Origin of the sequence: Pelorhabdus rhamnosifermentans (assembly GCF_018835585.1) — a bacterium.
GTDB lineage: Bacteria > Bacillota > Negativicutes > UMGS1260 > UMGS1260 > Pelorhabdus > Pelorhabdus rhamnosifermentans.
In genome coordinates this window covers 1-10,174 of the sequence record NZ_JAHGVE010000051.1, presented here as the reverse complement: position 1 = coordinate 10,174, position 10,174 = coordinate 1, and the positions used below count along the sequence as shown (strand labels likewise).

11 protein-coding genes, 1 tRNA gene and 1 pseudogene are annotated in these 10,174 nt (G+C 37.4%); 11 read left to right on the top strand and 2 right to left on the bottom strand.

The window, feature by feature from the left end; all coding sequences use genetic code 11:
- Positions 1-155: 155 nt before the first annotated feature.
- The 4 genes from Ga0466249_RS25355 (at position 156) to Ga0466249_RS25340 (ending at position 2,194) form a co-directional block, all read left to right on the top strand.
- Positions 156-232, top strand: a tRNA-Val gene (locus tag Ga0466249_RS25355).
- Positions 233-476: 244 nt separating this feature from the next.
- A complete protein-coding gene (locus Ga0466249_RS25350) occupies positions 477-830 on the top strand; it encodes a DEAD/DEAH box helicase family protein (RefSeq protein WP_215832286.1) in 354 nt (117 codons plus the stop codon).
- Between the two features lie 776 nt (positions 831-1,606).
- Entirely contained in the window at positions 1,607-1,882 is a 276-nt protein-coding gene (locus Ga0466249_RS25345) for a YjcQ family protein (RefSeq protein ID WP_215832285.1), read from the top strand.
- Between the two features lie 126 nt (positions 1,883-2,008).
- Positions 2,009-2,194, top strand: a complete 186-nt coding sequence (locus Ga0466249_RS25340; RefSeq protein WP_215832284.1) for a hypothetical protein — start codon at positions 2,009-2,011, stop codon at positions 2,192-2,194.
- A gap of 71 nt (positions 2,195-2,265) precedes the next feature.
- Here the strand turns inward: Ga0466249_RS25340 and Ga0466249_RS25335 are convergent, their stop codons facing one another.
- Together Ga0466249_RS25335 and Ga0466249_RS27635 are read right to left on the bottom strand one after the other, a co-directional pair.
- Entirely contained in the window at positions 2,266-2,688 is a 423-nt protein-coding gene (locus tag Ga0466249_RS25335; RefSeq protein WP_215832283.1) for a type II toxin-antitoxin system HicB family antitoxin, read from the bottom strand.
- A 19-nt stretch (positions 2,689-2,707) separates the two neighbouring features.
- Positions 2,708-2,899, bottom strand: a complete 192-nt coding sequence (locus Ga0466249_RS27635) for a type II toxin-antitoxin system HicA family toxin (protein WP_215832282.1) — start codon at positions 2,897-2,899, stop codon at positions 2,708-2,710.
- 415 nt (positions 2,900-3,314) lie between these two features.
- Here Ga0466249_RS27635 and Ga0466249_RS25325 point away from each other — a divergent pair, with 415 nt between their 5' ends.
- The 7 genes and pseudogenes from Ga0466249_RS25325 to Ga0466249_RS25295 all read left to right on the top strand — a co-directional run bounded on the left by Ga0466249_RS25325 (position 3,315) and on the right by Ga0466249_RS25295 (position 9,848).
- The gene (locus Ga0466249_RS25325; protein WP_215832281.1) at positions 3,315-3,623 is read left to right on the top strand and encodes a hypothetical protein; all 309 of its coding nucleotides are present in this window, start codon (positions 3,315-3,317) and stop codon (positions 3,621-3,623) included.
- A gap of 447 nt (positions 3,624-4,070) precedes the next feature.
- On the top strand, positions 4,071-5,276 hold the full coding sequence (locus Ga0466249_RS25320) for an IS110 family RNA-guided transposase (RefSeq protein ID WP_215832280.1): 1,206 nt from the start codon (positions 4,071-4,073) through the stop codon (positions 5,274-5,276).
- Positions 5,277-5,455: 179 nt separating this feature from the next.
- Positions 5,456-6,637 (top strand): reverse transcriptase domain-containing protein, encoded by a 1,182-nt coding sequence (locus tag Ga0466249_RS25315; RefSeq protein WP_215832287.1) that lies wholly within the window; start codon positions 5,456-5,458, stop codon positions 6,635-6,637.
- A 37-nt stretch (positions 6,638-6,674) separates the two neighbouring features.
- Positions 6,675-6,947 (top strand): annotated as a pseudogene (locus Ga0466249_RS25310) (IS3 family transposase); the annotation flags it as partial.
- Between the two features lie 143 nt (positions 6,948-7,090).
- Complete coding sequence (locus Ga0466249_RS25305; protein WP_215832279.1) at positions 7,091-8,179, top strand: glycosyltransferase family 9 protein; 1,089 nt, start codon at positions 7,091-7,093, stop codon at positions 8,177-8,179.
- Positions 8,180-8,550: 371 nt separating this feature from the next.
- The gene (locus Ga0466249_RS25300; protein ID WP_215832278.1) at positions 8,551-9,216 is read left to right on the top strand and encodes a hypothetical protein; all 666 of its coding nucleotides are present in this window, start codon (positions 8,551-8,553) and stop codon (positions 9,214-9,216) included.
- 299 nt (positions 9,217-9,515) lie between these two features.
- On the top strand, positions 9,516-9,848 hold the full coding sequence (locus tag Ga0466249_RS25295; protein WP_215832277.1) for a hypothetical protein: 333 nt from the start codon (positions 9,516-9,518) through the stop codon (positions 9,846-9,848).
- Positions 9,849-10,174: the final 326 nt, after the last annotated feature.

Below are 10,174 nucleotides of genomic sequence, written 5' to 3'. Positions count from 1 at the left end.
TCATAGTGACATTTTCTCACGATAGTCTACATAGTGACATTATCACAAGTTAAACACAAAAAGATGATGAAAGTACTTGCCAAGGAGAGGACAATCAGATATAATATAAAAGTGCCTTGTGAGTAGCAAGCACTGAATCAAAATAAATTTTACATGGGGTTATAGCTCAGCTGGTTAGAGCGCATCGTTGACATCGATGAGGTCGGGGATTCGAGTTCCTTTAACCCCACCATAAAAAACGCAGTAAAATCAAGGTTTCCGGGGCTTTTCACCTGGGAGTTTTTTTTGCCTTTTAGGCGTTTTGACAGCAACCTGACAGCAACCCGGATTTATTGCTGTCAAAAACTGACCTATCTTTTCAGCGGCATCATGCTGGCCTTGCTCTGTAGCATGGGTATATCTTCTTGTAGCACGTGCGTCTTTATGCCCTAGCTGAGCTTGTATCAAACGAGTGTGAATGTTAAACTGGCGAAAAAATGAATTTAAGGCAGACGATGCAAGTCGCCAGCATATTAACCCTTAGAAACAGAATAAGCAAAGTACCGATACCTAAAATTTTGGTAGTTGATGAGTGTCAGCACCTTGTGAGCCATACATGGAAAGAGGTAGCTGATTACTACAGCGAGCAAGGAACGATCATTCTGGGTTTAAGTGCTACGCCAAAGCGGCTTTCAGGCGAATCACTCAAAGAATGTTTTGATGTGATGGTGCAGGGCCCATTAATTAAAGAACTGATTGATACTTATTATCGTGACAGTCGTGAAATTATTGAAAAGCTAACCTCTTTAATTTTCGGCATTGACGGGCTATCGTCCATGCGAAAAAGATGACAGTGACGTGATAAAACGAATGTGATAAAATGATATTAGTAAAATTTATAAATATCAAACAACCGCCTATCTTTGGATAGGCGGCTTTAATTATTATGTCGAGATTACATAACATTAGGACAGTTAAGAGCATATATTATATTAGATTTATGATGATGAGGGGGAAAACCATGATTAATTTTGTAATAGGAGTCTGCGTCGGTTACTTTTGCAGACCTGCTGTTGCTATTGTCATTAATTTCATTACGGACACTTGGAAAAAATATCAGTCAAGTAAATCAAATAACTCTCAATAGTAATAATCGTCGGAATATTTATTGAGGACATGGTAGTGACCACTACGGCACTGACCATTTTGATAGCCGTCCATTTGGGCGGCTTAATTTTATTGTAAATATTAAGAAGGAGATTTTTGACAAATAAAGAATTAATATAGTGTTTTAGGTGATTATTGGCAGCAAATATTGAAGCAATCTCAGGGGAAAAAATCAAATTACCAAAACACCTACAGGAGGTGTACAAGTATGGGGGTTTGATTTTGAATTCTTACAAGATGTTGTTTCTTTAATTGCCACTATGTTGGGAATCGCAAAAACATTAATTTGGTTTGAAAACTGGCGGAAAACTAAAAAAAGTTATCACACACCCAAGCATATAAGACGATAGCGATTTTACCGGAGCGTCCTATGGGCGCTTAATTTTATGTCTGTTATGAAGGAAAACATTTCCTTTTACCGAAGAATGTTAGAAAATGGTAAAGAGGAAGTGCGAAAGCAATGATACTAAGCGATTTAGGTTTTAACATTTTGGTAGCGATGTATGAGGGACAACAAAAGAAAAATCCTGATATGTCCAATATACATCCTGGAAAGTTCTTAATGCCAATGAAAACATTTGCTGTAGCTATTCAAGAATTACAAGAGAGTGGCCTTATTAAAGGGGCTGTTATAGTAGACGGTGGAGCTAAATCAGGTCCGTTTTTTGCATTGGTAAATAGCGCAACTATTACACTACTTGGCGAGAATGTTATATGCGAAAAGAGTAAAATTTAGTTTAAAACATAAATAACATCAATGTAATAAGCGTCCTCAGGGGCGCTTTTATTTACTATTAAATAGCAGGGAACTTTTTTCTTTTATTGAATAATGTATGAAAATGGTAAGAGGGAGATGTTTGACATGGCAGTTAGCTTTATTCAAATTTGGTGGAGCATCGACATGAAAGAACAAATAATTATTTCTAAAGGTGATTTTGTATTACTAGATATAGCAAGTAAAAGCATGACGACTCTTGGAAAAACATTAGAAGAATCAAGGAAAAGGCTAACAGAACTTGGCAAACTTAATAATTTTCGTGATTTTTAATAAACAATACTCAAGCGTCCTTCGGGGCGCTTTTATTATAAAAAAATAGCAGCCAGTTAAGGCTGCTTAATCTATTTCTTCAGATAAGGCGGTTTATGAACGCCAAGATGATGTTTTAATGATTCTTGCAGTAAGTGAGAATAATTGACTTTGCGACGTTCAGCGAGGTCATTAAGCCATTGAGGAATAGTTAAAGTCTTTTTTACAGCTCGATTAGCCATTTCATCACGAACAGGTGGCATCCAGACCTCAATGAGATTTACAAAGCCACCTTCAGGAACTGCTATTTTGTTTGGCGGAGTTGGTTCGGGAATGGCGTCTTCATCTTCTTCCATACCGTAGAGATGTAATTCTAGGGCTTCTTTAGCCATTGCAAGGGATTCTTCAATTGTTTCGCCACTGGTTACAATACCAGGCAGGTCAGGGAAAGTGATGCAATATCCGTGTTCGTCTCCTGCTTCAAAGATTGCAGGAAATATATATTTATCTAACATACAAACCTCCTTTGCGGGGCTATTGAAGCCCTGCTTGTTTTAATATGCTATGTACGACTTTAGGATCAAGGTCTTTCTTGGGATGTTGCACGGTTGTGAGTCCTTTTTTAGTAGGATGCTTTAGTTGATGATGATCGCCGCGTGTTCGAACTATGTACCAACCATCATCAAACAGCATTTGTAATATTTGTCTTGATGAGTAACTTTTCACATTAGTTCTTCCCTCCTTACAGTTATAATTATAGCACGTATTAAAACACGTGTCGATAAAAATATGTATTATAACACGTATTATTTTTAAGCCGTCCAATTCTTGACGGTATTTTTTTATGTCTAAAATGAGGTGATAGCCATGGTCAACCTGCATTGCAACGAACCTTGTGAATACAACATAGACATGGATTGCACTGCTGGGCATGTCTATTGCGTCAATCGGTTGTGTGTGACGTTTCGAAAGCGAAGACGTAAAGAGAACTATCGCGAGCTGATGAAGGCAGACGTTGGGATATGTCATAGAGAGCATGGAAAGTTCAAACGAAATTAAAAGGCATTAAAATTTAAAGACGGTTTCTCAACCGCCTTTTTCTATGCTTTTTTTATATAAAGCCATAGCACAAGGAGACGTGTTGAATGAAAGAAATACAACTAACACAAGGACAGTGGCTTTAGTAGATGACGAAGATTACGAATGGCTCAAGCAATATAAATGGTACGCAAGATATGATCCTAAAATGAAAAGTTATTATGCAAAAAGAGCTTATAAAACTATTGATGGGAAAAATACAAGTTTATATATGCAGCGAGAAATTTTAAATATAAAAGATAGATTAATACATGTCGATTATAAAAACCATAACACTCTTGACAATACGAGCATCTACTATAATCCCGGAGGGCACATCTTATATATGCGCACCATTCAATATATCAAGTGATTTTACTGTAGATTTTTTCTTATACGTTAACTCTAATAGTGAAGGTGGAGTAATTTATTTTTCTGATGATCCATCAAATTCAAATAGTACAGTTGTATATATTGATGGTCATATGTCTGGCTGTGGAATATATGATGTGAAGTGAACCCCTTTTATTAGACAAAAACAAGTCTGAAAGGGGTTTTTTGGTACGATAAAAGTGTAATTGTTAGACATTGAGAGATTGATGTTGAGCATTTGCACTTATTTTTTTACAATGAGGGAGTAATTGGTCTGACGTGGCGTTTTTTGGATTATTACATCCGGCATATAAACTGTCAGCCATCCCTTATTGTAAGCATTCGATTAAGCAGGTTGAAACCATATTGGCTTTCGCGTAACGAACCAAAATGAATGGCAATAAGTGTAGATGGGTATCATTACAAAATTCTATTCAGGAGGTTCGGAATGATTAGTGTGGGAATTGACATTTCAAAAGAAAAGAGCATGGTCTGTATTTTACGACCATATGGAGAAGTAGTTGCATCCCCATATGAAATTACGCACACTAAAGATTCATTAAGGGAACTGATTAAACGCATTCATTCCTTAGAAAGTGAAACTAGAGTTGTTATGGAGGCCACAGGAGCATATCATCTTCCTGTATTAAGTAGTTTAAAACAGGCGGGTATTTTTGTGAGCGTTATTAATCCACTGGTAATGAAAAAGTATGCCTCCACGGCTTTACGAAAAGGAAAGACAGACAAATTGGATTCGGCCAGGATTGCTAATTACGGAATCGATAATTGGTTTCATTTGAAGGATTATCAGCCATTAGATGCTGCTTACGAAGAACTAAAAATTCTTGGAAGACAATATTCGCATTATGTCAGAATTAAAATAGAGAGCAAAATTGCTCTTGCGCATATAATTGACCGAACGATGCCCGGCATAAAAAAGCTACTTCAAGGGAAAAGATCAGATAATCCAATTAAGGACAAACTGGCTGACTTTATAAAAGAATATTGGCATTATGACAATATCACTAAGAAGAGTGAGGACAGGTTTGTTAGCAGTTATTGCCAGTGGGCAAAAAAGAAGGGCTACCATGCAAGTGAAGCCAAGGCAAAAGCAATTTATGCGATGGCTAAAGCTGGTATCCCCACTTTATCTTCCAGTGCCGCATCGACCAAAATGTTAGTACTGGAATCTGTTAGAGTTCTGGGTGAAGTCAACCAGACTCTGCAAACAATTTTAGCACAAATGCAGATGATAGCAAGTAACCTGGAGGAATACGATGTAGTTCATTCTATGTCAGGTGTAGGAGATGTGCTTGCTCCTCGCCTGATCGCCGAAATTGGAGATGTTAAAAGATTTCACAGTGGTAGCGCATTAATAGCCTACGCAGGGCTTGATTCTCCACCTTACGAATCAGGAAATTTCGTAGGAAGCAAACGGAGAATATCAAAACGAGGTTCGTCTTTATTAAGAAAGACTGGGTATGAGGTAATGAAATGCTTAAAAACGAGCAAGCCTGTTAATGATGCGGCAGTTTATCAATATATGCTGAAAAAAGAAGATGAGGGGAAACCTAAGAAAGTTGCAAAAATTGCAGCACTAAACAAATTTCTTAGAATTTATTATGCTCGGGTAATGGAGGTGTATCGAATTTAGCAGATAATAATATACCATTTTTTGCAAGATCGATTTAGGTATTAGATCGGTCTATTTGTTATACAGAAAAACATAATACCAATTTTTTATAAAACCTGCGAGAAAAGACTTGATTTTTCTTAGCAGGTTTTGCACTTACAGACAAAAGTTACAGAGCAAAACCACTCAGACGAGTCTTCATCGAAAAGAAGGGTAAAAATAAGAAAAGGCCGCTTGGAATTCCCACCATGTACGATAGGGCTATGCAGACATTATATGCACTAGCACTCGAACCAATAGCGGAAACTACAGGAGACCACATCTCCTTTGGGTTTCGTAAAGGAAGAAGTGCTAAAGATGCCTGTGAACAGATATTTTGTGTGCTGGCAAGAAACTGCTCTCCAACATGGATATTAGAAGGAGATATCAAAGGCTGTTTTGATAACATTAACCATGACTGGTTACAAGAAAATATTCCCATGGACAAAAGAATCATGAAGCAATTTCTAAAATCAGGGTTCATCTATGAAGGCAACTTATTTCCCGCAAACACAGGTTCACCACAGGGCGGAGCCATCTCAAGCCTATATGCAAACATGACACTGGATGGTCTTGAAAAACTAATCCAAGACAAATATCATCGAAACTCAAAGGGCAAAATAGAAAATCACTATCGGGCAAAGACCAAAGTAAATCTAGTGAGATATGCGGATGACTTTATCATTACCGCAAACACAAAAGAAATAGCGGAAGAAATCAAAGACATTGTTAGTCAATTTCTTAAAATCCGCGGTCTAACTCTATCCGAAGAGAAAACGACGATTACGCATATAGATAAAGGTTTCGACTTTCTTGGTTGGACATTTCGAAAGTTTAAGGGGAAATTGATTGTCAAACCATCGAAAAACTCAATAAAAACTCTGGTCAGAAAATGTGCTACCATCATTCTGAAAGAAGGAAAAGCAATCAGTCAATTTGATTTAATCCGCAGATTAAATCAAATCATCAGAGGTTGGTCAAACTATCACAGACACGTAGTAGCAAGTCAAGCCTTTTCCTATACCAACAACACCCTGTATCTATTACTGCAACAATGGGCAAAGCACCGCCATCCCAATAAAAATAGATGGTGGAGATTGAATAAATACTGGCATGAAAAGAATGGTAAGAGATGGCTGTTCATGTCGGATGAATATAGCCTTATAAATCTAAGAAGGATAGAAATCATCCGGCACCCTAAATTACAGATTTCTAAAAATCCCTTCATACACGAAGAGTATTTTATGAAAAGAAAGATGAAATTAAAATCACTGTTTGCCGCCAGAAATGGTGAAGAAATGCTTGAGCCGTATGAGCGGGAAACTCTCACGTACGGTTCTTAGACGAGGAAAAGGGAGAAATCCCTTTTCTTTAGTCGATTATCAACATAAGCAGTACCATTTTCGCCTAAAGAAAAAGGGAATACGGCAAAGTATGTCCAGAAAAGGGAACTGTTTAGATAATTCCATAATGGAAAACTTCTTTGGCTTATTAAAATCAGAACTGCTTTATCTGAGGGAGTTTAGCTCTATGGACGAATTTAGGATTGAACTAGAAAAATATATTGATTACTATAACAACAAACGGATTAAGAGCAAACTAAAAGGACTGAGTCCTGTACAATACAGGATTCAATCCTTGTTAGTTGCTTAATATCAATTTTTGTCTAACTTTTTGGGGTCAGATCATGGGGGGATGGGCCTTTTTTATTTAGAGGACCAACATATTATGTTAAAAATGCATAAGAAACTGTGACGGCAGTGCATATTAAACAATAGTCGCGGGGGGGATGCACTTTGCCAAGTAATAGTTTCAACACTGATAAAATTCATCGTATCCTAGTAATCAAGTTAAGTTCAATTGGCGACGTGATACAATCTTCGCCAGTTGCTGATAAATTACGCAAGCGTTATCCTAATGCGATCATCGACTGGATTGTTGAAACTAAGTCCAAGGATGTTATTATTGGTAACTCTAATTTAGATGAAGTAATTGTTTGGAAGCGCAAAGAATGGGTTGAAGAACTTAAGAAGACGTGGGATTACTGTTTGTTTTTTCAACGCATAGCGACTATCTTTAAACATTTGCGGCAGCGAAACTATGATTTAGCGATTGATTTACAAGGACTGTTTCGCAGCGCACTGGTGGCGTGGTTAAGTGGTGCTTTGTGGCGCGTATGTTATACCGATACCGGCGAATTTAGCCCGCTTTTTGCCAATATTAAAATTCAACCCAATTACGAGCGAGATATACACGTTAAATATCGATATGTAGGCTTACTGCAATTTCTTGGCATTGATACTACTAACTTGCGTATGCAGATGCCGCTTTCTTCTAGTGATCGTGAGTTTGCGAACAATTTCCTTACTCAAAATAGCCTGACTTCCAAACAATATATTGTACTTAATCCGGCTACTAGTTGGCAGTCGAAATGTTGGCCAGCTGATTTTTATGCCCATGTTGGAGATCTGATTATTAGCCGTTTGCAACTACCTATTGTAATACTTGGTGCGCCTAATGATCAGTCTTTAGTAAAAGAAATCAAAGATAAAATGGGAAAATCAGCGTTTGACCTCGCTGGTCAAACGACACTGAAAGAACTGGCCACAGTGATTGAACAAGCGGCTTTGTTTATAGGTGGTGATACCGGTCCGCTGTATATTGCTGAAGCGATAGGAACGGCAACTGTGTCAATATTTGGGCCAACCGACCCAGCTAAACACGCACCTATTGGCAGCCAGCATATTGCTTTAGCAGCACAAAACTGCAAGTTCTGTTACAAAGGTTTTTGCGCTGATAAAAGATGTATGCTGGAAATAACGCCTGAACAGGTTTACGACGCAGTTACTCAGTTGTTACCGAATAAATATGCCAATGAAAAATGAGTGATATACCGAGCTTGTTTGTTAAATTGAGCGGATTTAACGGTAATGTTTTTGAATAGATGAATTTTTTTGAAGCGAATATTAGGATCATTTTTTTTAGCATGAGGATGGGCTTTTTGATTTTACTAGATTATGACTAAAAATGATGGTGCCATTAGCAAATAAATATCATTAGAAAAAATTATTATGAATGCTGATAGTTAGTATTCATAATAATTCTCTGTAGGCATAAATGCTTGCAGAGGTTATTTTTTTGACGAAATTTCTATAAATTTCTACTTTTGAATCAAATAATGTTTTAAATTACCTGGAGTTGTGAGAGTAAAAGTATGAAAAACTAAAAATAGAAAATTAGAAGAGGAGGGAATTATATGGAAAAGAAATTAGCAAAACGTCTGACGCGGCGGCGTAAGTACAAGCATTATGCTGCTGCCCTAGCAGGTGCAGCCATTATGGCAGGAACATCAATGCATGGTCTCCACTTTACAAAAGCATCGGCTGCTGAGAATCCAACCGCTTCTCCAACTGTAACAACTGGACAAACGACACTAATTGATAAAGATGCTAAAAAATTGATTGACGAAACTGATGTTTCTGCCACAGATACTTCGGGAAACAGAGATTCCGAAAATAATACAGTGGTTACTCCAGATCAACGTGATAAAGATAAGGCTGATCAGCATGCTGATCGTGACCGAAGAGATCAACGGCACCATAGGGATGGGTATGACCATTCACGGTATGAACATGAAAGGTGGGCTGACCGTGGAGAAACATTGGCCCAGCGTATTAAATGGTACAATGATAGCCTGAATAAAATTCAGATTTATTACAACAATACAAATGCAGTAGAGATAGTTATGGCAGTAGCTGATGACCTAGGATTTGACGTAATTAACGACGCATTTACCTTGATAAGTCAAAGCGGCTCCGAGTCTATTATAAACGTAGTTCATAACGGTAATAATTACAATGTTACCGTAGAACAGTTAGCTAACGGCAATTGGATAGTTTCATTTGTGAATCCAATACAATAAGTGTCCCCAACTAGCTTCCTTCACTAATGTTGTAATCTGATGATTTCGCAGGTCGGGGTTTGAAGCGCATTCTCAGCTTATTGCTGGGGATGGGCCTTATTTTGTTTTGGATGTGTATTTATAAGAAATAGCTTTTAATCAGATATAAAAAGAAAATGATTAATTAGTCATAATTTTGTCATATTCTCATGGTATTGTTTAGATAAGGAGGTACAAATTGAAAAGGCCAAATAAAATGCTCAGCAAAAATTACTTAGAGACTAATAAAATATAGAGACATAATAAAGGTGGAATATCTTATGAAAAATATAATGAAGAAAATTATGATTTATTCAATGGTAGGTATGATGCAAGTAGGCTTGGGTGCAACTGTAATAGAAGCTTCACCATTACATAATGATGGTCCACAACGAATTGTACAATTAGATGATAGACACCATCATGATGAGGAAAGGCATGAAAGGGAACGCCGAGAAAATGAACGGCACGAACGAGAAATGCGGCGCCATGATCATGAAAGTGAACGGGAATGGCATGAACGTCAAGAGAGAGAAAGAGAACGTCATGACAATACGATGAATGAAATTGCAGCTGGTGTAATCGGTTACTTAATTGGTTCGGCGAATAAATAAAACATTGCAAGGCTTCCAATCGGTTTATTCCGGTTGGGGGTCTTTGTCATAATTTTGTCATATTCATATGATATTGTTATAAGCAAGCTGATCCGGTCACTTATTGGCTGGATACAACGTCTCCAAAATTTTCTCCGTTTGCTCTCTCGTATCTCCAGCGAGGGAGCATTTTTTATTTCCAGCAAAGGGTGAGATAGTGAGATTTTAAAGTTGTTTTCTGTAACTCTCTTTTTATATATTTATATATTTCCTAAATTGCAATAAGAAGTTGAACTAGTCGTGCCAAAAGAGTTCTATTCGGTTTTAGCAAAGGCGGAATGACAGGC